Below are 23,659 nucleotides of genomic sequence, written 5' to 3'. Positions count from 1 at the left end.
GCTCAGCGGATGGTGATCGGTTCCTCGGCGAGTCGGGTGGTCAGCGGCTGCTCCGGCACGATCCACGGGGCGTGCGCGGGCGCCTGCGGGTCGGCCCGCCAGCGCTGGCACACCCGGTCGACGGCCACCGGGTAGAGGGTCAGCGACCCGTCGGCGGCGATCCGCATCCGGATGAAGCACTTCGAGTCCTCGATGCCCTGCCCGGCGAACAGCTCGTTGAGGTTGACGTCGAACGCGCCGGCCAGCACCAGGTAACCGGCGGTCAGCTGGCTTGCGACCAGCCCGGCGACCGGGCCGTAGACGACTGCGGCGGCGACCACCGGCAATGGCCAGGGCCAGTCGACGAACGGTAGCTCCAGCCAGATCAGCGCACCGACCCAGGCCAGCGCGATGTGCGCGACACCGTGCCCGAGCCCGAGCAGCCAGTGCCGGGAATGTCGGGCGCCGCTGGCGCTCGGCGGTTTGGCGAAGACCACCGACGCGGCGAGGGTGAGCACCACCATCGCGACCAGCGGGATGCTGAACAGTCGCTGGTTGTCGGGATCGGCCCAGGAGACGATGACCCCGGCGACGGCCAGCATCAGCAGCGTCTGCAGGGTGCCGAGCAGGGTGGCGAAGCCCGGGTTGCGGCGCGGCAGCCGGTGGAAGATCCCCCAACTGTAGCGGCGGGACCGGGCCGCCTCCGGGTAGCGGCCGGCCAGCTCGTAGTCGCGTTGCGGGCTGGCGTTGCGGGAAAGGGTGTCGACCGGCGGTACGGTGATCCGCTCGGGCAACTTGTGCGTCGCCGACAGGTAGGCGCCGCCGCCGCCACAGGTGATCAACTGCCGGTCCGGGTTGGCGTACCGGGCGTAGTGGTGCTGGTCGCCGGAGATCATCAGCGGCACCCGGGCACCGGCCGGCTTGACCACCGTACGCAGGAAGTAGTCGACCGCGTCGTAGGCCTGCGGGTCGCCGACCGCCTTGACCCAGGTCGGTTCCGGCACCGCCAGGATCACCCGGTCACCCGGCTTGAGCTGCTCGGCCGCCTTCTCGAAGTAGATCAGCTGCGGGTCGTCCAGGTACGCGCCGAACTGCTCGTCGATGGCGAACAGCCACCAGTCGTTCGGCAGCCGGGTGGCGAAGTACGACCGTTTCTGCTCGGTCCGCCAGCCGCCGATGGTGGCGTCGCGTCGGCGGGCGAACAGCCGCAGGAACGCGGTGAGCCCGTCGTACCAGTCGTGGTTGCCGGGGATGGCGTACAGCGTGGGTCGCGGCTGCCCGGCCGGCGGCTTCGGGAAGGCCGCCTGGTACGGCCCCTTGCTCCGGTCCTCGTACGCCTCGCCGCTGGCCGCCGGGTAGACCTGGTCGCCGCCCATCACCAGCAGGTCGCCGCGGCGCAGCCGGCCGACGCCGTCGACGTCCAGCTCCGGCTGTGCCAGCAGGTACGCCAGCGAGTAGGTGGCCGGGAAGCCGTCACCCAGGTCGGCCACGTAGTCGATCCACAGCTCCCCGTCGACGGCGTCGTGGTGGTGCACGTCGTCGGGGAGCGCGCCCTGCAGTTCCCGCTTGTCGAGGTACGCGCCGAACAGCATCGCCAGCAGGGTGCGTAGCCCGGTGCTGAGCAGCAGCATCGGGGCCAGCCAGGGCACCGGTGGTCGCGGGGCGAAGCCGAGCTCCCTCGGGTCCAGCGACCGGGGCCGGTGATGTTCGGCGGCGGCTGGGTCCGGATCGATCGGCCCGGGGCCGGCCGGGTCGGCGGCTGGGGCAGGCGTGCTCGGTTCGTCCGTCACACGTCCGGAGCCTACTGTCGGTCATTGACGCCTGTCACCCGTGGCCGGCCCTCGGCCGTCCCGTCGGTGCCTCTCGGCCGCCCGGCGTGATCTCCGCCCGGTGCCGTACACTGGTTCATCGTTGCCGCCTTAGCTCAGTCGGCAGAGCGACGCACTCGTAATGCGTAGGTCGACGGTTCGATTCCGTCAGGCGGCTCCAACAGATGCCCTGACCAGCAGGCCTGCTGGTCAGGGCATCTCTTCGCCGGTCAGGTTTCCAGGGACGCGGTGGCCGCGACCGCGCGGCAGAGCCTTCCACGACGCGTGGCGGACGGCCGCGTGGTTGACTAAGGCTGGATGTTCGGCCCAGCCCGAAGCAGGAGTTCCCTCGTGCGGACTTGCCCGTCGTCACCCGACTCGCAACTCGTCCTTGACGAGGTCACCAAGCGCTACCCCGAACGGGTCGTCCTGGAGCGGGTGTCGCTCACCGTCAAGCCGGGGGAGCGGGTCGGTGTCATCGGCGAGAACGGGTCGGGCAAGTCGACCCTGCTCCGGCTCATCGCCGGGCTGGAGACGCCGAACAGCGGGCACCTGACGGTCTCCGCGCCCGGCGGCACCGGATACCTGGCGCAGCGGCTGCGGCTGCCACCCGGCGGCACCGTGCGGGACGTGGTGGACCACGCACTGGCCGACCTACGGCACATGGAGGCGCGGCTGCGGGCCGCCGAGGCGGCCCTCGCCGCCGCGACCGCTGAGCAGCTGGACGAGTACGGCACGCTGCTCACCGAGTTCGAAGCCCGCGGCGGCTACGCGGCCGACGCCCGGGTGGACGCAGCCCTGCACGGCCTCGGCCTGCCCGATCTCGACCGGGACCGGGCGGTCGACACCCTCTCCGGCGGGGAACGGTCCCGGCTCGCCCTCGCGGCCACCCTGGCCGCCGCGCCGGAGCTGTTGCTACTCGACGAGCCCACCAACGACCTCGACACCGAGGCCGTCGAGTGGCTGGAGGAGCACCTGCGCACGCACCGGGGCACGGTGTTGGTGGTCACCCACGACCGGATGTTCCTCGAGGCGGTCACTCCCACCATCCTGGAGGTCGACGCCGACACCCTGACCGTGCGCCGGTACGGGGACGGCTACGCCAACTACCTGCGGGCAAAGGCCGCCTCCCGGGCCGCCTGGGAGCGCGCGTACGCGGACTGGCTGGCCGAGGTCGACCGGCAGACCGACCTCGCGGAGCGGGCCGGCGAGATGCTCCGGTCCATCTCCCGCAAGGGTCCGGCGGCGTTCAGCGGGGCCGGCGCGCACCGGTCCCGGTCCTCGTCAACGGCGACCTCCCGCAAGGCCCGCAACGCCAACGAACGGCTGCGCCGCCTCCGGGAGGAGCCGGTTCCGCGCCCCGCCGACCCGTTGCGGTTCACCGCGTCCGTCACGGCGGGCCCGGTGGACGCCGACACCCTCTGCGCCCAGTTGACCGACGTTCGGGTCGGCGACCGGCTCCACGTTCCCGACCTGGTCGTCGGCCGGTCCGAGCGACTGCTGGTCACCGGTCGCAACGGGGCGGGCAAGAGCACGCTGATGCGGGTGCTCGCCGGTGAACTCGTTCCGGACGGTGGGCAGGTGCGGCTCCCGGCCCGGGTCGGTCACCTGCGCCAGGACGTGGCGGCGGAGCAGCCGGGGCGCACCCTGCTGGAGGCGTTCGCGGCGGGCCGCCCGGGGCACCCCGACGAGCACGCCGAGGACCTTCTCGCGCTCGGCCTCTTCCGCCCGGACGATCTGGGGATGCCAGTCGGGACGCTCTCCGTCGGGCAGCGCCGCCGGATCGACCTGGCCCGCCTGGTCACCCGCCCGGCCGACCTGCTACTACTGGACGAGCCCACCAACCACTTCGCCCCGCTGCTGGTCGAGGAGCTGGAGCGGGCGCTGGACGGCTACGCCGGGGCCCTGGTCGTGGTGACGCACGACCGCCGGATGCGCAGCACCTTCACCGGGACCCGGCTGGAGCTGCGCGAGGGCGCGGTCGCCGGCTCCACGCGGGTGTGACGGCCGGGCGGGAGGAGTACCTCAGCCGCCGACGCCGCCGGTCCCCGCCGGGGTCAGCGCCTTGAGCGCGGCGGTGACCCGCCCGCAGACCGCGTCGATCTGGCCGTTGAGGTAGAAATGCCCGCCGGAGTAGGTGTGGACCACCGTCGTTGCCGTCGTCACCTCGGCCCACGCCGCCGCCTCCTCGGCCGTGACGTTGGGGTCGCTGTCGCCGGTGAGCACGGTGACCGGGCAGCGCAGCAGTGGCCCAGGGCGGTAGTCGTAGGTCGCCGCCGCCCGGTAGTCGTTGCGAATCGCCGGGAGGACCATCTGCAGCAGTTCCTCGTCGGCCAACAGGCTGGAGTCGGTGCCCTCCAGCCGGCGGATCTCCGCGATCAGCTCGTCGTCTGCGTGGTAGTACCGGTCGCGGCGGGGGGTGGCCGGGCCCCGCCGGCCGGAGGCGAAGAGGTGGACCAGCCGGTCGGCGGCGGCGGGTGGGAGCCGCCGACCGACCTCGAAGGCGACCGTGGCGCCCATACTGTGTCCGAAGAAGGCGATCGGCCGGTCCGCTGCGGCGAGCAGGATGGGCAGCAGCCGCTCCACGAGGGCGTCGATGGAGTCGACGAAGGGCTCGTCCCGGCGGTCCTGCCGGCCCGGGTACTGGACCGCCGCCACGTCCAACGTGGCCGGCAGCCGGCGCGCGAACGGCAGGTACGCGCTGGCTGCGCCGCCAGCGTGCGGGAAGCAGAACAGCCGGACGGCGGGGTCGTCGTCCGGCTGGTAACGACGCAGCCAGAGCTCGGGTGAATCGGCGGCCCGGGACATGAGGGTGGACGCTCCTCGGTTTCCTCGATGATGCGGTGCTCAGGTGGTCGGTGGCCTGGTGGGCGCGGCCCGGCGCACCGACCGGGACGATGCGGCCCCGACCTGCGCCGCCATGTCGGTCAGGGCGGCGCGGACCACGGAGACCACCATCTCGACGCTCTCGTCGGACAGGTGGGGGCCGATGGGCAGGCTTAGGACCTCCTCGGCGAGGCGTTCACTGAGTGGTAACGGGCCGGCCCGGCGGACCGTCTCGGTGTCCCGGTACGCGCCGGACCGGTGCACCGGGGTCGGGTAGTGCACCAGCGTCTCCACCCCGGCCTCGGCCAGCCGACCCCGCAGCAGCTCACGATGCCGGGTCCGGACCACGTACAGGTGCCACGCGGACGTGGCCCAGGGCGCGACGGTGGGCAGGACGAGATCGGGCACCTCGCTCAGCGCCTCCGTGTACCGCCGGGCCACCCGGTCCCGTCGCGCGGTCCACTCGTCCAGGTACGGCAGCTTGGCCCGCAGTACCGCCGCCTGGAACTCGTCCAGCCGCGAGTTGCCGCCCTGCACCTGGTGTTCGTACTTGCGTGCGGAGCCGTAGTTGCGCAACAGCCGGACCCGCTCGGCGAGCCGCGCATCGTCGGTGACCACGGCTCCGCCGTCGCCCAGCGCGCCGAGGTTCTTCGCCGGGTAGAAGCTGAACGCGACCACCCCGCCGGCACCGATCGGCCGCCCCCGGTAGGTGGCGGCGTGGGCCTGCGCCGCGTCCTCCACCACCGGTACGCCGTACCGGTCGGCGACCGCCCGCACCGCGTCCAGGTCGACAGGGTGCCCGTAGAGATGTACGACGAGCACCGCCTTGACCCGCGGGGTGAGCGCGTCCGCCAACCGCTCCGGGCAGATGCCGAAACTGGACCCGCCCGGCTCCACCGGCACCGGGCGGGCACCGGTGGCCGACACCGCCAGCCACGTCGCGATGAACGTGTGCGCCGGCACGATCACCTCGTCACCCGGCCCGACGCCGAGCGCCCGCAGGGCCAGCACCAGCGCGTCCAGCCCGCTGCCCACCCCGACGCAGTGCCGCGCCGCGCAGTACGCCGCGAACTCCCTCTCGAACGCCGTCAGCTCCGGACCGAGCAGGTAGCGGCCCGACGCGGACACCCGCGTGTACGCCGCGTCCAGGTCGGCCCGTACCTCGTCGTTGGCCGCAACCAGGTCGAGGAAGGGAACCTCCACTGTCACCTCGGGTCCGTGCGTGGGGTCGGGGCAGGTCAGCGGGTCGACGGCGATCAGCCGCGGACCACCTGGACGGGCAGGTGTCGCGCGGTGAGCTGGTCCGGGTCGTAGAACTCGACCTCGTCGTGGTCGATGCTGAACTCGCTGAACTCGTCGAGGACGTGGTTGAGGAAGACCTTGGCCTCCTGTCGGGCCAGGAACGCGCCCAGGCAGTGGTGGATGCCGTAGCCGAAGGCCAGGTGCTTGTTCGGCTCGCGCCGGATATCGAAGATGTCCGGGTCCGTGAACACCTCGGTGTCGCGGTTCGCGGAGGCGATCCAGGCAATCACCATCTGCCCCTTGCGCATCGGCTGGCCGAAGATCTCGGTGTCCTCGGCGAGCAACCGGAAGATGCAGTTGAAGGGGGACCGCCAGCGAAGGGTCTCCTCGACCACACCGGGGACGAGGTTGCGGTCGGCGCGGACGGCCGCCAGCGCCTCCGGGTGCTCCTCCAGTACCAGGAAGAGGTTGCTGAGCAGCGTGGCGCTGGAGATGTGCCCGGCGGTGAGCAGGAGCGCCACGATGTTGACCACCTCCTCGTCGGTCAGCTTGCGGCCCTCGACCTCTACCGCCAGCAGCCCGCTCATCAGGTCGTCCTGCGGCCGGGCCCGCTTCTCAGCGATCTGGGCGTAGAGGAACTCCGACCACTCCGCGATGGCCGGGCCGACCGTCTCGGTGAAGTCGTCCGGGAGGTTCGGATACTCCAGGCCCTCGTTGCTGAGGATGATGTCGACCCACTCGCGGAACTTCTCGTGGTCCTCGTTCGGGATGCCCAGCATGTCGGCGATGACCGCCACCGGCAGCGGGTACGCGAGTTCGGCGGCGATGTCGATTCGCTCCTGGCCGCGAACCTGCTCGAGGATGTCGGCGGTGATCGTCTCGATCCGCGCCTCCATCTGGGCGATCCGCCGGGGAGTGAACGCCTGGCTCACCAGTTTACGCATCGGACCGTGTCGGGGCGGGTCGATGCCGCCGATGGTGCCTGGCCCCATGAGCAGGGCCAGCTCCGGCGGAACCGGGAAGACCGGGCTGAAGTCCGAGGAGAAGATCAGCGGGTTGGCGGTGACGGTCAGGTAGTCCCGGTAGTTGAACACGTGCCAGGCCTGCCGGGTCTCGTCCCAGGAGACGGGACTGTGCTCCCGCATGTAGGCGAACCAGTCCAGCAGCCCCCGGGCGTCCGCGCCCTTGGGCATGTCGAGCGGTGGCGCGGCTGCGTTGTCCGTCTGCGTCATCGGAGCCCTTCCGTGGATACGTCGGCGTTCAGGCCGGGGAGGAAACGGAACTCCTGCGGAGCAGGACAGGGAAAGCCGATCTGCCGCCAGGGCGGATCGGCGTCCATCCACACGCCACCCCAGGTTTCCCGACCGGATTGCGAGATTGTGGACTGTTCCCGAAACCGTGAAGTGGGCGTTCCGGTACCGCCTCTACCCCACCCCGGGGCAGGCGGCCGAGCTTGCCCGGACGTTCGGTTGTGTCCGGCCGGTCTACCACATGGCGCTGGCCGTCCGCACCGAGGCGACCGACGAGTTCGCCTTCCTCACCGAGGTCTCGTCGGTGCCGTTGCAGCAGGCGCTGCGGCAGTTCCGGACCATGCTGGCGGACAAGGCCGACTGGTACGGCCGAGACCTGGCGGTCGTGGACCGCTGGTTCCCGTCGACCCGGCTGCGCTCCGCATGCGGTGCCCTGGGGAGGCTCTCCGTGATTGCCTGTGGAGGCGGTGTCAGACCTCAACGGGAGTTCTCCTCTCGGACGGGCGGTCGTCGACGAAACAGGAAACCCCGAGGGCGACCAAGGGGATTTCCGTCTTTTAGGGCGGGGAGGAACTCAACCTTGCCAGGATTCGGCGGTCTGACAGTAGCGGTCGCCGGATCCGCAGGTGTACCGGTTATGGCGACTTTTTTCGGGCGTTGGTGGGCGCGAAACGAATCGAAACCAGCTACGGCGAAACGTGGTCTGCAATGTGTGCCATTGTGGTCGATGTGCTGGCGTCGAACCGTGCACCGGACTGAGCTGTCGGGGGGCATGCCGAGAACCGTTCCGTGGCATTGAAAGTTACGGCCCGGTGCCTGCGGTCGCAAGGCCGGACCTGACATAGTGCCGTCTCCAACGCTGAGAGCACGCCCGGAGGAGATCGACTGTAGCGATTGTCACAGACGGTTCGGTCAGTTAAACTACGGGACCTGACATAGTCCTCTGTGATTTCGTGACAGCGTGTCGCCGGCTCCTGTTGGGTGAATCGGGAAAGGGTGGGCTGTCGGGAAAGGGCGGGCTCTCAGGGAGGGAACTTGTCAAGATCGGTACAGGACGGCCCCCTTTCTGGAGGAGAAGCAGCCATGAAGTGTCCCGTAACAGCCGGATCCTTACGGCTCTACCCCTTCAGCGACCGCGCCGACCTCACTGTCGACCCGACCTACGGGGACCTGCGCTCAAAGGAGCCGGTCGCCCGCGTCCGCATGCCCTACGGCGGTGGGGACGCCTGGCTGGTCACCCGGCACGCCGATGCCAGGAAGGCGCTCTCCGACCCGCGGCTCAGCATCGCCGCCGGCGCCGGCCGGGACGTGCCCCGCGCCTCCCCCCGCATTCAGGAGGCGGACGGGCTGATGGGTATGCCCCCCGAGGCGCACGCCCGGCTGCGCCGCCTCGTCGCCACCGCGTTCACCCCGAAACGCGTCCGGGACATCGCCCCCCGGGTCGCCGAGATCGCCGACCGGCTCGTCGACGACGTGATCGAGACCGGCCCGCCAGCGGACCTCGTACGCCAGATCGCCCTCCCCGTCCCGGTCACGATCATCTGCGAGATGATGGGGGTCGCCACCGAGGAGCAGCCCATCTTCCGGGCCTTCAGCGATGCCCTGATGTCCAGCACCCGCTACTCGGACGACGAGGTCGAACAGGCCGTCCAGGAGTTCATCGCGTACCTCGGCGGCCTGCTCGCGCACCGCCGCGCGAACCGTACCGACGACCTCATCGGTGCGCTGATCGAGGCCCGCGACGATGGCGACCGGCTCAGCGAGGAAGAGCTGATCATGCTCACCGGCGGCCTCCTCGTCGGCGGCCATGAGACCACCGCCAGCCAGATCGCCTCGCACCTGTTCGTCCTGCTGCGCGACCGGACCCGGTACGAGACCCTGTGCGCCCGGCCCGAGCTGATCCCGACAGCCGTCGAGGAACTGCTCCGCATCGCCCCGATGTGGGCCACAGTGGGGCCCACCCGCATCGCCACCGAGGACCTGGAACTCAACGGGGCCACCATCCGTGCCGGTGACGCCGTGATCTTCTCCTTGACCTCCGCCAACCTCGACGATGACGCCTTCCCGGACGCCGCCGACGTCGTCCTCGACCGTGAACCCAATCCGCACATCGCGTTTGGATACGGCCCGCATTTCTGCATTGGTGCCAGCCTCGCCCGACTGGAGATCCAGGCCACCATCGGAGCTCTGGTCAGACGACTCCCCAACCTTCGCCTCGCGGTCAAGGAGAACGAACTCGAATGGCACCGGGGGATGATGGTACGGAGCCTCGTGACCCTACCGGTGAGGTGGTGATCCAGCTCCACGACCAGTTCGGATGAGGGGCCGAGTAAGCACCGGATGATCCGCCACGGCCCAATCTAAAACGCGGGCTGGTGATGCCACCCTGTCGGCCATCATCGTTACGTATTCTCGCCGGGAGAATGATCGAGCTGCGCGCGGACGCGCAGCGCGCCAGAGCCCTCCTTCGGATAGTCGGTGAGTCTCCCGAGCGCGTTCTTCTCGACCCAGGAGACCTCATGACCGTGAAGAGCAGCGTGCTGCACACCAGCGATATTGCCGTGGTCGGAATGGCGTGCCGGCTGCCCGGCGCGCCCGGCATCGAGGAATTCTGGGAACTGCTACGTACCGGTCGGAGTGCGGTCGAACGCCAACCCGACGGCAGTTGGCGGGCCGTGGTGGAGGGTAAGGCGGAATTCGACGACACATTTTTCGGGATGTCCCCGCGGCAGGCTGCCGCGGTGGACCCGCAGCAGCGCCTGATGCTCGAACTCGGCTGGGAGGCACTGGAGCATGCCCGGATCCGACCCGCCGACCTCAAGGGCACCGACACCGGTGTCTTCGTCGGCATCGCCGCCGACGACTACGCCACCCTGCTGCACCGCTCCGGCGCTGCCATCAACGGCCACACTGCCACCGGCCTGCACCGCAGCCTTACCGCAAACCGCCTGTCGTACCTGCTCGGCCTGCGCGGGCCCAGCCTCACCGTCGACTCTGCGCAGTCGTCGTCCCTGGTCGCCGTCCACCTGGCGTGCGAGAGCCTGCGCCGGGGCGAGAGCACGGTCGCGCTCGTCGGCGGCGTGAGCCTCGTCCTGGCAGAGGAGAGCAGCGTCGGCATGGCGCTGATGGGCGCACTGTCTCCCGACGGACGGTGCTTCACCTTCGACGCCCGCGCCAACGGCTACGTCCGTGGTGAGGGCGGCGTAGCGCTCGTCCTCAAGCCCCTCGACCAGGCGATCGACGACGGCGACCGGGTGCACTGCGTGATCCGTGGCGGCGCGGTCAACAACGACGGTGGTGGCCCGAGCCTTACCCACCCCGACCGGGCGGCCCAGGAGGCGCTGCTGCGTCGGGCGTACGAGCGGGCCATGGTCGCGCCGGAGCAGATCACCTACGTCGAACTGCACGGCACCGGAACGAAGGCCGGCGACCCCGTAGAGGCGGCTGCCCTCGGGGCGGTACTCGGCGCGGCCCGTACCCCCGACACCAGACTCGCCGTCGGATCTGTCAAGACAAATATCGGCCATCTTGAGGGAGCCGCCGGCATCGCCGGCCTGCTCAAGGCGGTGCTCGCCGTCCGGGAGGGAATGCTGCCCCCGAGCCTCAACTTCCAGACGCCGAACCCGGACATCCCGCTCGACGACCTCAACCTGCGGGTGCAGACGGACCTCCAGCGGTGGCCGGGCCGCGAGGTCGGCCTGCCACGCCTCGCCGGAGTCAGTTCCTTCGGAATGGGCGGTACGAATGCTCATTTGATTTTGGAGGAGGCTCCTGTGGTGGGGGAGTCTGTTTCTGTTGGTGGTGTCGGTGATTCGGTGGTGGTGCGGGGGCTTCCGGTGGTTCCGGTGGTGTTGTCGGGTAGGTCGGAGGTGGCGTTGCGGGCGCAGGCTGATCGTCTTCGGGGTGTTTTGGGGGGTGCGCGGTTGGTGGATGTTGGGTGGTCGTTGGTGTCGACGCGGTCGGTGTTTGATCGTCGGGCGGTGGTTTTTGGTGCTGATTCTGTGGTTGTGGATCGTGGGTTGGCGGCTGTGGCGTCGGGTGATTTTGGTGTGGGTGGTGTGGTGTGTGGGGGGTCGGGTGGGTTGTCGGGTGGTCGGGTGGTGTTTGTGTTTCCGGGTCAGGGGGCGCAGTGGGTGGGTATGGGTGCGCGGTTGATGGATGAGTCGTCGGTGTTTGCTGAGTCGATGGTGGAGTGTGCGGGGGTGTTGTCGGAGTTTGTGGATTGGGATTTGGTGGAGGTGGTGCGTGGTGGTGGGGTGGATGTGTTTGGTCGGGTTGATGTGGTGCAGCCGGTGTCGTGGGCGGTGATGGTGTCGTTGGCGCGGTTGTGGCGGTCGGTGGGTGTGGTGCCGTCGGCGGTGGTGGGTCATTCGCAGGGTGAGATTGCGGCGGCGGTGGTGGCTGGTGTGTTGAGTTTGTCTGATGGTGCGCGGGTGGTGGCGGAGCGGTCTCGGGTGATTGGTCGGGTTTTGGCGGGTCCGGGTGCGATGGCGTCTGTTGCGTTGCCGGTGGCTGAGGTGGAGTCGAGGCTTGTGGGGTTTGGTGGTGGGTTGGGTGTGGCGGCGGTGAATGGTCCGTCGGGGACTGTTGTTTCGGGGGATGTGGGTGCGGTGGTGGATTTTGTGGCGTGGTGTGAGGGGGAGGGGGTTCGGGCGCGGAGGATTCCGGTGGATTATGCGTCGCATTCTGTGCGGGTGGAGGCTGTTGAGGCTGAGTTGTTGGAGGTGTTGGCGGGGGTGGTTCCGCGTCGGGGGGAGGTGCCGTTTTATTCGACGGTGGAGGCTGGTGTGGTGGATGGTGTTGGTTTGGATGGGGGGTATTGGTATCGGAATTTGCGGCAGCGGGTGTTGTTTGGTGAGACTGTGGGGCGTTTGGTGGGGGATGGGTTTTCGGGGTTTGTGGAGTGTAGTGCGCATCCGGTGTTGGTGCCGGGTGTGGAGGAGACTGTTGGGTTGGTGGGTGGTGGGGATCCGGTTGTGGTGGTGGGGTCTTTGCGGCGTGATGATGGTGGGTTGGATCGGTTTTTGGTTTCGGTGGCGGAGGCTTTTGTTGGTGGGGTTGATGTGGATTGGGGTGCGGTGTTTGCTGGTGTTGGGGGTCGGGTGGTTGATTTGCCTACGTATCCTTTTCAGCGACGCCACCACTGGGCGCCGCAGACGGACGGGGCCACCTCACCGGTCCTGGTCGACGACCAGGCAGAGCCGGAGCTTGCCCCGGAAGTCGGCGCGCCAGGACTCCACGCGGAACTACTGACGCTGTCCGACGCCGAGCAACTGAACCGGCTGCTGACCGTCGTCCGGGCGAGTACCGCCGTCGTGCTGGGCCTCGACTCCGCCGAGGCGGTCGATCCGGAGCGGACCTTCAAGGAACAGGGCTTCGAGTCCATCACCGCCGTCGAACTCTGCAACCACCTGCGACTCGGCACCGGCAAGCGGGTGCCGACCACCCTCGTCTACAGCCACCCCACCCCGTTGGCCGCCGCCCGTCACCTTCGCGACGAAATCCTCGGTCGATCGACTACCCAGGACAATCATCTTCCTGCCGCTCGCACGGCTGTTGTGGATGATGATCCGGTTGTGATTGTGGGGATGGGTTGTCGGTTGCCGGGTGGTGTGGTGTCTCCGGCTGGTTTGTGGGATTTGGTGGTGTCGGGTGGGGATGCGGTTTCTGGTTTTCCGGTGGATCGGGGTTGGGATGTGGAGTCGTTGTTTGATCCGGTGCGGGGGGTGGCGGGGAAGTCGTATGTGCGTGAGGGGGGTTTTGTGTATGACGCGGGGTTTTTCGATGCCGAGTTTTTTGGGATTTCCCCTCGTGAGGCGTTGGCGATGGATCCGCAGCAGCGGTTGTTGTTGGAGACGTCGTGGGAGGCGTTGGAGCATGCGGGTATTGATCCGGTGGGTTTGCGGGGGTCGCGGACTGGTGTGTATGTGGGGGTGATGGGTCAGGAGTACGGGCCTCGGTTGTCGGAGGGGGGTGGCGGGTTTGAGGGGTTTTTGTTGACGGGGACGACGCCGAGTGTGGTGTCGGGTCGGGTGTCCTACGTTCTCGGGTTGGAGGGTCCTGCGGTTTCTGTTGATACGGCGTGTTCGTCGTCGTTGGTGGCGTTGCATTTGGCGTGTCAGGGGTTGCGGTTGGGTGAGTGTGATGTGGCGTTGGCGGGTGGGGTGACGGTTATTGCGGGGCCGGGTTTGTTTGTGGAGTTTTCGCGGCAGGGTGGGTTGTCGGTTGATGGGCGGTGTCGTGCTTTTGGGGGTGGTGCGGATGGTACGGGTTGGGCTGAGGGTGCTGGTGTTGTGGTGTTGGAGCGGTTGTCGGTGGCGCGGGAGCGTGGTCATCGGGTGTTGGCGGTGGTGCGGGGTTCTGCGGTTAATCAGGATGGGGCGTCGAATGGTTTGACGGCGCCGTCGGGGGTTGCGCAGCAGCGGGTGATTCGTGATGCGTTGGCGGTGGCGGGTGTGGCGGCTGATGAGGTTGATGTGGTGGAGGCGCATGGTACGGGGACTCGGTTGGGGGATCCGATTGAGGCTGAGGCGTTGTTGGCGACTTATGGGCGTGGTCGTTCGGGTGGTCCGTTGTGGTTGGGGTCGTTGAAGTCGAATGTGGGTCATACGCAGGCGGCTGCGGGTGTTGCTGGTGTGATGAAGATGGTGTTGGCGTTGCGGGAGGGGGTGTTGCCGGCGACGTTGCATGTGGATGAGCCGTCGCCGTTTGTGGATTGGTCGTCGGGGTCGGTGGAGTTGTTGTCGGAGCGGCGTGATTGGCCGGTGACTGGTCGGCCGCGTCGGGCTGCGGTTTCTGCGTTCGGGGTTAGTGGTACGAATGCTCATTTGATTTTGGAGGAGGCTCCTGTGGTGGGGGAGTCTGTTTCTGTTGGTGGTGTCGGTGATTCGGTGGTGGTGCGGGGGCTTCCGGTGGTTCCGGTGGTGTTGTCGGGTAGGTCGGAGGTGGCGTTGCGGGCGCAGGCTGATCGTCTTCGGGGTGTTTTGGGGGGTGCGCGGTTGGTGGATGTTGGGTGGTCGTTGGTGTCGACGCGGTCGGTGTTTGATCGTCGGGCGGTGGTTTTTGGTGCTGATTCTGTGGTTGTGGATCGTGGGTTGGCGGCTGTGGCGTCGGGTGATTTTGGTGTGGGTGGTGTGGTGTGTGGGGGGTCGGGTGGGTTGTCGGGTGGTCGGGTGGTGTTTGTGTTTCCGGGTCAGGGGGCGCAGTGGGTGGGTATGGGTGCGCGGTTGATGGATGAGTCGTCGGTGTTTGCTGAGTCGATGGTGGAGTGTGCGGGGGTGTTGTCGGAGTTTGTGGATTGGGATTTGGTGGAGGTGGTGCGTGGTGGTGGGGTGGATGTGTTTGGTCGGGTTGATGTGGTGCAGCCGGTGTCGTGGGCGGTGATGGTGTCGTTGGCGCGGTTGTGGCGGTCGGTGGGTGTGGTGCCGTCGGCGGTGGTGGGTCATTCGCAGGGTGAGATTGCGGCGGCGGTGGTGGCTGGTGTGTTGAGTTTGTCTGATGGTGCGCGGGTGGTGGCGGAGCGGTCTCGGGTGATTGGTCGGGTTTTGGCGGGTCCGGGTGCGATGGCGTCTGTTGCGTTGCCGGTGGCTGAGGTGGAGTCGAGGCTTGTGGGGTTTGGTGGTGGGTTGGGTGTGGCGGCGGTGAATGGTCCGTCGGGGACTGTTGTTTCGGGGGATGTGGGTGCGGTGGTGGATTTTGTGGCGTGGTGTGAGGGGGAGGGGGTTCGGGCGCGGAGGATTCCGGTGGATTATGCGTCGCATTCTGTGCGGGTGGAGGCTGTTGAGGCTGAGTTGTTGGAGGTGTTGGCGGGGGTGGTTCCGCGTCGGGGGGAGGTGCCGTTTTATTCGACGGTGGAGGCTGGTGTGGTGGATGGTGTTGGTTTGGATGGGGGGTATTGGTATCGGAATTTGCGGCAGCGGGTGTTGTTTGGTGAGACTGTGGGGCGTTTGGTGGGGGATGGGTTTTCGGGGTTTGTGGAGTGTAGTGCGCATCCGGTGTTGGTGCCGGGTGTGGAGGAGACTGTTGGGTTGGTGGGTGGTGGGGATCCGGTTGTGGTGGTGGGGTCTTTGCGGCGTGATGATGGTGGGTTGGATCGGTTTTTGGTTTCGGTGGCGGAGGCTTTTGTTGGTGGGGTTGATGTGGATTGGGGTGCGGTGTTTGCTGGTGTTGGGGGTCGGGTGGTTGATTTGCCTACGTATCCTTTTCAGCGACGCCGCTACTGGGCCGAGACTCCCAGGCCGGTTACCGCTGTCGGCGGTGACACCGACCCGACGACGGGCTGGCGGTACCGGATCACCTGGAAGCCGCTTCCGGTCGGTAGCCCTCGGTGGCTCACCGGACGCTGGCTGCTGGTGGCGCCCGAGGCGCTGGGCGGTGACGAGACGACCGACGGCGTCCGGCAGGCTCTGACCGCCCGGGGCGCCACCGTGGACCTGCTGACCGTCGACCCGGCGACCGACCGGGTCCGCCTCGCCGAGCACCTGACCGCCGTCACCGCGACGGACCCGGCCGGCCTGACCGGCGTGGTCTCCCTGTTGGCCCGCGCCGGCGGCGACGAGCCGGACGCCGCGCTGCTCGGCCTGACCGCCACGCTCGCCCTGATCCAGGCCCTGGCCGACACCGACACGCCAGCCCGTCTCTGGGCGGTCACCCGGGGTGCCGTGGCCGTCTTCCCAGGCGATTCGCCGGACGCCGGGCAGGCCCCGGTGTGGGGACTCGGCCGGGTCGCCGCACTGGAACTACCCGACCGCTGGGGTGGCCTGGTCGACCTGCCGGCCAGCCCCGACCCCCGCGCCTACCCTCACCTGGCCGCCGCGCTGGCCGGCACAGGCGGCGAGGACCAGGTCGCCGTCCGGGTCTCCGGGCTGCACGGCCGACGCCTCGTCCACGCCCGGCCCGCCACCGGCGACTGGCAGCTCCGGGACACCGCACTGCTCGTCGGCGAGCCCGGGCCGGTCACCGTACCCCTGGTCCGTCGTCTCCTCGACGGTGGCGCGGCGCACGTGGTGCTCGCCGGCCCGGCCGACGTGTCCAGCACCGACCTGCCCGCCGACCGGGTGACCCTGGTCGACTGCGACCCGACCGACCGCGCCGCGCTCGCCGGCCTGCTCACCGCCCACCGGCCCCGCGCGGTCGTGGTGGCCCCGCCGCCCGTCGCGGCCGCCGCCCTGACCGACACCAGCCGCACGGAACTCGCCGCCGCCGTCGCCGCCAAGACCACGACCGCCGACCACCTCGACGCCCTCGTGACGGAACTGGATCTGGAGCTGGACGCCTTCGTCGTCTGCTCCTCGGTCACCGGCACCTGGGGCGGTGCCGGGCACGCCGGCTACGCGGCCGGGACCGCCCGTCTGGACGCGCTCGCCGAAGCCCGGCGGGCCCGGGGGTTGCCCGGGACGGCGGTCGCCTGGGCACCGTGGGCGCACCCGGAGCCCGTCGACGGGGTCGGCCCCGACCTCGACCTGCTGCGTCGTACCGGGCTCACTCCCCTGGAGCCGGGGACCGCGCTCGATGCGCTGGCGCAGGCCGTGGCCATGGGCGAGGGCCACGTCACCGTGGCCGACGTGGACTGGGCCCGCTTCGTCGCCTCGTACACGGCTGCGCGGCCGAGCACGCTCTTCGACGAGTTGCCCGGGACGGGCACGTTCCGCGACGCCGACAACGCCCCTGCCGACGACGCCCCTGCCGACGACGCCGGCTCCGACCTGGCCCGATCCCTGCGCGGCCGGCCCGTGGCCGACCAACACCGTGCGCTGCTGCGGATGGTCCAGGCCCACGTCTCGGTCGTCCTCGGCCATGACGGGACCGAGGACGTCGACCCGGGCCGGGCGTTCCGGGAGCTGGGCTTCACCTCCGTGGGGGCGGTCGAACTGCGTAACCGGCTCAACGCCGCCACCGGACTCGCCCTGCCGGCCTCGGTCGTATTCGACCACCCGAGTTCCCGCGCGCTGGCCGCGTTCCTGCGTACCGAACTACTCGGCCCGGCGGCCGGCGACGGCCCGGCGGACCCCACCGCTGGCGACCTGCCGGTCGCCCCGTCGACGGTGGGCGACGACGAGCCGGTCGCGGTGATCGGGATGGCCTGCCGGTTTCCCGGCGGTGTCACCTCCCCAGAGGAGCTGTGGGAACTGCTGGACAAGGGCAGGGACGGCATCTCGACGTTCCCCACCAACCGGGGCTGGGACGTCGACGGGCTGTACGACCCGGACCCGGCCGCACCCGGCCGCACCTACGTCCGGGAGAGCGGCTTTCTGCACGACGCGCCGGACTTCGACGCCGCCTTCTTCGGGATCTCCCCCCGTGAGGCGCTGGCCATGGACCCGCAGCAGCGCCTGCTGCTGGAGACCACCTGGGAGTCCCTGGAACGGGCCGGCCTCGACCCGACCACGTTGCGGGGTACCCGGACCGGAGTCTTCGTGGGCACCAACGGCCAGCACTACATGCCGCTGCTGCGCGGCGGCGCGGACGACTTCGACGGCTATCTCGGCACCGGCAACTCGGCCAGCGTGATGTCCGGCCGGCTCTCCTACGTCTTCGGCCTGGAGGGCCCAGCGGTAACCGTCGACACCGCCTGCTCCGCTTCGCTGGTCGCCCTGCACCTGGCCGTCCAGGCGCTGCGTCGGGGCGAGTGCGGCCTGGCCCTGGTCGGCGGGGCCACCGTGATGTCCACGCCGGACATGCTGGTGGAGTTCTCCCGGCAGCGGGCCATGTCACCGGACGGCCGGTCCAAGGCGTTCGCCGCCGCGGCCGACGGCGTGGGGCTCAGCGAGGGCGCCGCCATGATGGTGGTGCGACGGCTCTCCGACGCGCGCCGGGACGGTCAGGAGGTCCTCGCCGTCATCCGGGGCACGGCGGTCAACCAGGACGGCGCCAGCAACGGCCTCACCGCCCCGAACGGCACCGCCCAGCAAGCGGTCGTCCGGCAGGCGCTGGCCGACGCGGGCCTGCGCGCCGACCAGGTCGACGCCGTGGAGGCACACGGTACCGGCACCGCCCTGGGCGACCCCATCGAGGCGCAGGCGCTGCTGGCGACGTACGGGCAGGGGCGGCCGGCGGACCGGCCGCTGTGGCTCGGGTCGCTGAAGTCGAACATCGGCCACACCCAGGCGGCCGCCGGTGTCGCCGGGGTGCTGAAGGTGATCCTGGCGCTGCGCCACGACACGCTGCCCCGCACCCTGCACGTGGACCGGCCGACCCCCCAGGTGGATTGGGCCTCCGGCGCGGTGTCCCTGCTGACCGAGGCGGTGCCGTGGCCGGCGGGCGACGAGCCACGCCGGGCAGCGGTCTCCTCCTTCGGTATCAGCGGCACCAACGCCCACGTGATCGTCGAGCAGGCCCCGCCCACCGTGCACGAGTTGCACGACCACCCCTCCGACGAGGTCACCGTCCCGCTGTTCCTGTCGGCCCGGAGCACCACCGCGCTCGGCGCGCAGGCCGGCCGGCTGCGGGCCCGGCTGATCGAGGCACCCGACCTGGACATCGCCGAGGTCGGGTACACCCTGGCCGGTAGCCGGGCGCACTTCGAGCACCGGGCCGTCGTCGTCGGGGAGAGCCGGGCCGAGGCGCTCGACGCCCTCGCCGCGTTGGCCCGGGGCGAGGAGCACCCGTCGCTGCTGCGGGGCCGGGCCGCCACCGAGGGCGGGGTCGCGTTCGTCTTCCCCGGGCAGGGCTCGCAGTGGGCCGAGATGGCCGACGAGCTGCTGGACCGCTCCCCGGCGTTCCGCGCCAGCGCCGAGGAGTGTGACACGGCGCTGCGGGCGTACCTCGACTGGTCGGTGCTGGACGTGCTCCGGTGCGAACCGGACGCACCGTCACTGAGCCGGGTGGACGTGGTCCAGCCGGTGCTGTTCACGATGATGGTGTCGCTGGCCGCGGCCTGGCGGGCGCTGGGCGTGCACCCCGCCGCCGTGGTCGGCCACTCCCAGGGAGAGATCGCGGCGGCCTACGTGGCCGGTGGCCTCACCCTCGACGACGCCGCGCGGATCGTCGCGCTGCGCAGCCAGGCGTGGCTGCGGCTGGCCGGTCAGGGCGGAATGGCGGCCGTGTCGCTGCCGGTTGACCAGCTCCGCGCCCGACTGGCCCGCTTCGGCGACCGGCTCTCAGTCGCGGCCGTCAACAGTCCCGGGACGGCCGCGGTCAGCGGCTACCCCGACGCGCTCGCCGACCTCGTCGAGGAGCTGACCGCCGAGGAGGTGCACGCGCGGGCCATCCCCGGGGTGGACACGGCCGGGCACTCCGCGCAGGTGGACGTGCTCAAGGACCATCTGATGGCGGTCCTCGCCCCGGTGTCGCCGCGCAGCTCGCAGATCCCGTTCTTCTCCACCGTCACCGGCGGGCTGCTGGACACCGCGCAGCTCGACGCCGACTACTGGTACCGCAACATGCGTGATCCGGTGGAGTTCGAGCAGGCCACCAGGGCAATGCTCGCCGAGGGGCACCGGGCGTTCCTGGAGCCCAGCCCGCATCCGATGCTCGCGGTGTCGGTGCAGGGCACGGCGGCGGACGTCAACGCCACGGTGGCGGTGCTGGGGACGCTGCGGCGCGGCAAGGGCGGTGCCCGGGGCTTCGGGGTCGCGCTCGGTCTCGCCCATGCGCACGGTGTCGAGATCGACGCCGCGGTGCTCTTCGGCACCGACTCTCGCCGGGTCGACCTGCCGACGTACCCGTTCCAGCGGGAACGGTACTGGTACCAGGCACCGGCCGTGGCCGGGAACCTCGCCTCCGTCGGTCTCAGCGGCACTGACCATCCGCTGCTCGGCGGCGCCGTCGAGTTGCCTGACCAGGGCGGTCAGGTGTACTCGGCCCGGCTCGGTCCCCGCAGCCACCCGTGGCTTACCGAGCACACCCTGCTGGGCACGGCGATCCTGCCCGGCGCCGCCTACGCCGAGCTGGCTCTCTGGGCGGGACGGCGCAACGGGGGCGAGCGAATCGAGGAGCTCACCCTGGACGCGCCGCTGGTGCTGGCCGACGACGGGGCGGTGCAGGTCCGGCTGGTGGTCGGCCAGGCGGACGCGGACGGACGGCGGCAGCTCACCGTCCACTCCCGCGTCGATGGGGCGGAACCGGACACCGCGTGGACCCGGCACGCCCAGGGCACCCTCGGCCCGGCCGACCCCGCCGACGCCGACCCCGCCGACGCCGGTACGCCGGAGCCGACCTGGCCGTCGGCCGGCGCGGAACCCGTCGACGTGGCGGACATGTACGACCGCTTCGCCGACCGGGGCTACCAGTACGGGCCGCTGTTCCGGGGGGTACGGGCCGCCTGGCGGGCCGGCGACACCGTGTACGCCGAGGTGGCCCTGCCCACCCCGCAGGCCGGGCAGCCCCGCTTCGGGATCCACCCGGCGCTGCTCGACGCCGCGTTCCAGGTGATGAGCCTAGGCGCGTTCTTTCCCGAGGACGGGCAGCTGCGGATGCCGTTTGCGCTGCGCGGCGTGTCGTCGTCCGGCGGTGCCGCCGACCGGCTGCGGGTCACGGTCAGCCCGGCAGGCGACGACGCGGTGCGGATCGTCTGCGCCGACGAGCAGGGCCGCCCGGTGGTGGCGGTCGACTCGCTGCTGGTGCGTCCGGTCCCGGTGGCGGCGCTCACCTCGGGTGCTCCCGGCACCGGGGACGGCGTGCTGTACCAGGTGACCTGGGCCGCCCGGCCGGCCCTGACCGCCGTACCGGTCCAGCGCTGGGCGGTCGTCGGTGGCGACGACCACGGGCTGACCGGGGGGCTGGCCCGGGCCGGCACGGTCTGCGACCCGTACCCGGATCTGGCCGCCCTGGTCGCGGCGGTGGCTGAGGGCGCGACGGTGCCCGACGTTGTCGCCGTGCCGGTCGCCGCCGGGGCGCCGGTCGGGCCGGACGCGGTCCGCGCGGTCGTGCTCCGGACCCTGGAGCTGACCCGGTCGTGGCTCGCGGTCGACGGCCGGCTGGGCGCGGCCACCCTGGCGTTCGTCACCACCGGGGCCGTGTCGGTCGGCGACGGACCCGAGCAGGTCGATCCGGTCCCCGCCGCCGTGTGGGGGCTGGTGCGGTCCGCCCAGTCCGAGGAACCGGACCGGTTCGTCCTCGTCGACGTGGACGCCGACCCGGCCGCCGCGCAGGCCCTGCCGGCCGCGCTGGCCACCGGGGAACCGCAGGTGGCGGTGCGCGCCAAAACGGCGTACGTGCCCCGGTTGACCCGGCCCCGGCCCCGGCCCGACGGCCCGCTGACGCCCCCGACCGACGTCGCCTGGCGGCTCGCCGCCGGTGGGCAGGGCACCCTGGACGGCCTGGCGCTGGTGCCGGCCTCGGACGCCGAGGCGCCGTTGCCGGCCGGCCACGTCCGGGTCGCGGTCCGCGCCGCCGGGGTCAACTTCCGGGACACCCTCATCGCCCTCGGCCTGTACCCGGGCAACCCGGTGCTGGGCGCGGAGGGCGCTGGGGTGATCACCGAGGTCGCGCCGGACGTGACCGGGATCGCCCCCGGCGACTGGGTGCTGGGCATGTGGACCGGCGGGTTCGGCCCGGTGGCCGTCGCCGACGCCCGGATGGTCGCCCCGGTACCGGCCGGCTGGTCGTTCGCCGAGGCCGCGTCCGTGCCGGCCGTGTTCCTCACCGCCCACTACGCACTCACCCGGCTCGCCGGGATCCGCCCCGGACAGTCGCTGCTGGTGCACGCCGGCGCCGGCGGGGTCGGCATGGCGACCCTCCGACTCGCTCGGCAGCTGGGCGTGGAGGTCTACGCCACGGCCAGCCGGGGCAAGTGGGAGGTCCTGCGTGGCCTCGGCCTCGACGACGCGCACATCGCCGACTCACGCAGCCTCGACTTCGCCGACCAGGTCCTGGCGGCCACCGGCGGGCGGGGCGTGGACGTGGTGCTGAACTCCCTCGCTGGGGAGTTCGTGGACGCCTCCCTGCGGCTGCTGCCGCGCGGCGGTCACTTCCTGGAGCTGGGCAAGGCCGACATCCGTGACCCCGAACGGATCGCCGCCGGGCACCCGGGCGTCGACTACCGGGCGTTCGACCTCGTACAGGCCGGGCCGGAGCTGGTCGGGCAGCTGCTCGGGGAGCTGATGGCGCTCTTCGACGCGGGCGTGCTGCGGCCACTGCCGCTGACCGTCCGGGACGTGCGTCGGTCCCGGGACGCGTTCCGCCTGATCAGCCAGGCCCGGCACGTCGGCAAGGTGGTGCTGACCATGCCGCCCGCGTTCGACCCGTACGGCACGGTGCTGATCACCGGCGGTACCGGTACGCTCGGCAGCGCCGTCGCTCGGCACCTGGTGCTGGCCAGCCGGGGTGGACCTGCCGGCGAGGGCGCGTCCGCGCTCGTCGAGGAGCTGGCTACGGCCGGCGCGTCGGCCGTCGTCGTCACCTGCGACGTCGCCGACCGGGAGGCGCTGCGCGGCCTGCTCGACGGCATCCCGGCCGCGTACCCGCTCACCGCCGTCGTGCACACCGCCGGTGCCCTCGACGACGCCACCATGACCGCGCTGACCCCCGGGCAGGTGGACGCCGTGCTGCGGCCCAAGGCCGATGCGGTGATCAACCTGCACGAGCTGACCCGGGATCTGGACCTGTCCGCGTTCGTGCTGTTCTCCTCGGCGGCGGCCCTGTTCGGCAGCCCCGGTCAGGGCAACTACGCGGCAGCCAACGGGTTCGTCGACGCGTTCGCCCAGTACCGGCGTGCGCAGGGACTCCCGGCGGTGTCGCTGGCCTGGGGCCTGTGGGCGGAGAGCAGTCGGATGGCCGGGCACCTCGACCAGGAGGGGATGCGCCGCCGGATGGCCCGGGGCGGCGTGCTGCCGCTCAACGTCGACCAGGGCCTGGCCCTGTTCGACGCCGCGCAGCGGGTGGACGAGGCGCTCCAGGTCCCGATCCGGCTCACCGTCGGCGCGCTACGGGCCGCCGGCCCCGTCCCGGCGTTCCTGTCCGACCTGGTGCCGACTGCGGCGACCGGCAGCGCGGCCGGCGCCGTGGCCCGCGACGACGGGGAGCGCACCCTCGCCGACCGGCTCGCCGGGCTGACCGCCGACGAGCAGCGGGACGTGGTGCTGGAGACCGTCCGAGGGCACGCCGCAGCTGTCCTCGGGCACACCGATCCGCAGACCGTCGACGCCGACCGGGCCTTCCGGGAGATCGGCTTCGACTCCCTGACGGCGGTGGAACTGCGCAACCGGCTCGCCACCGCGTCCGGGCTGCGCCTGCCGGCGACGCTGGTCTTCGACCACCCCACCCCGGATGCTCTCGCCACGCACCTGCTCGCCGCCCTCGCACCCGAGCCGGCCACGGCGCAGGTGCCGTTGCTGGCCGAGTTGAGCCGGCTGGAGGCAGCCCTGGCCGGCACCGACGGGGCCATCTTCGATGAGCTGGACGACCTGGTGCGGCGGGAGATCGGCGTCCGGCTCGCGGCGCTGCCCGGCCGGTGGGGTGCCATCTGGGACGACGCGGCCGAACCCGACGGCGCCGAGGCGGCCGAGATGCTGGAGTCCGCCGCCGACGACGACATCTTCGCGTTCATCGATGAGCGGTTCCGCACCTCCTGACCGGCGCTCGGGACGGCGACGAGACGGACGGAACCGACGGACA

General features: G+C 70.8%; 7 protein-coding genes, 1 tRNA gene and 2 pseudogenes. 6 read left to right on the top strand and 4 right to left on the bottom strand.

Annotated features, from left to right (window positions below):
* Positions 1–2: 2 nt before the first annotated feature.
* Complete coding sequence (locus ACFHW1_RS16300) at positions 3–1,769, bottom strand: metallophosphoesterase (RefSeq protein WP_416568548.1); 1,767 nt, start codon at positions 1,767–1,769, stop codon at positions 3–5.
* Positions 1,770–1,892: 123 nt separating this feature from the next.
* On the opposite strand from ACFHW1_RS16300, the gene ACFHW1_RS16295 reads away from it, so the two are divergent.
* Positions 1,893–1,968 (top strand) — tRNA-Thr (locus ACFHW1_RS16295).
* A gap of 170 nt (positions 1,969–2,138) precedes the next feature.
* Positions 2,139–3,791 carry a ribosomal protection-like ABC-F family protein gene (gene abc-f / locus ACFHW1_RS16290; protein ID WP_416568547.1) on the top strand — a complete coding sequence of 551 codons (1,653 nt, stop codon included), beginning with the start codon at positions 2,139–2,141 and terminating at the stop codon, positions 3,789–3,791.
* 21 nt (positions 3,792–3,812) lie between these two features.
* Here the strand turns inward: abc-f and ACFHW1_RS16285 are convergent, their stop codons facing one another.
* From ACFHW1_RS16285 to ACFHW1_RS16275, 3 genes are read right to left on the bottom strand one after another with little or no spacing between them, the layout of a single operon-like run.
* The gene (locus ACFHW1_RS16285) at positions 3,813–4,595 is read right to left on the bottom strand and encodes a thioesterase II family protein (protein WP_416568546.1); all 783 of its coding nucleotides are present in this window, start codon (positions 4,593–4,595) and stop codon (positions 3,813–3,815) included.
* 39 nt (positions 4,596–4,634) lie between these two features.
* Positions 4,635–5,822 carry a DegT/DnrJ/EryC1/StrS family aminotransferase gene (locus tag ACFHW1_RS16280; protein WP_416615685.1) on the bottom strand — a complete coding sequence of 396 codons (1,188 nt, stop codon included), beginning with the start codon at positions 5,820–5,822 and terminating at the stop codon, positions 4,635–4,637.
* A gap of 47 nt (positions 5,823–5,869) precedes the next feature.
* Positions 5,870–7,087 carry a cytochrome P450 gene (locus tag ACFHW1_RS16275; protein ID WP_416568544.1) on the bottom strand — a complete coding sequence of 406 codons (1,218 nt, stop codon included), beginning with the start codon at positions 7,085–7,087 and terminating at the stop codon, positions 5,870–5,872.
* Here ACFHW1_RS16275 and ACFHW1_RS16270 point away from each other — a divergent pair.
* The 4 genes and pseudogenes from ACFHW1_RS16270 to ACFHW1_RS16255 all read left to right on the top strand — a co-directional run.
* Positions 7,047–7,904, top strand: coding sequence for a helix-turn-helix domain-containing protein (locus tag ACFHW1_RS16270; RefSeq protein ID WP_416568543.1), 858 nt, complete (start codon positions 7,047–7,049; stop codon positions 7,902–7,904). The two genes, ACFHW1_RS16275 and ACFHW1_RS16270, sit on opposite strands and share 41 nt — an antisense overlap.
* A gap of 284 nt (positions 7,905–8,188) precedes the next feature.
* On the top strand, positions 8,189–9,400 hold the full coding sequence (locus ACFHW1_RS16265; protein WP_416568542.1) for a cytochrome P450: 1,212 nt from the start codon (positions 8,189–8,191) through the stop codon (positions 9,398–9,400).
* Between the two features lie 83 nt (positions 9,401–9,483).
* Positions 9,484–12,111: pseudogene (locus ACFHW1_RS16260) on the top strand (type I polyketide synthase); the annotation flags it as partial.
* Positions 12,112–12,459: 348 nt separating this feature from the next.
* A pseudogene (locus ACFHW1_RS16255) lies at positions 12,460–23,616 on the top strand (SDR family NAD(P)-dependent oxidoreductase); the annotation flags it as partial.
* Between the last annotated feature and the right edge of the window lie 43 nt (positions 23,617–23,659).

It is taken from the genome of Micromonospora sp. LOL_014 (assembly GCF_048060245.1).
Classification (GTDB): domain Bacteria; phylum Actinomycetota; class Actinomycetes; order Mycobacteriales; family Micromonosporaceae; genus Micromonospora_E.
The sequence above is the reverse complement of the archived record's forward strand: the minus strand, read 5'-3'. Positions and strand labels throughout refer to the sequence as shown.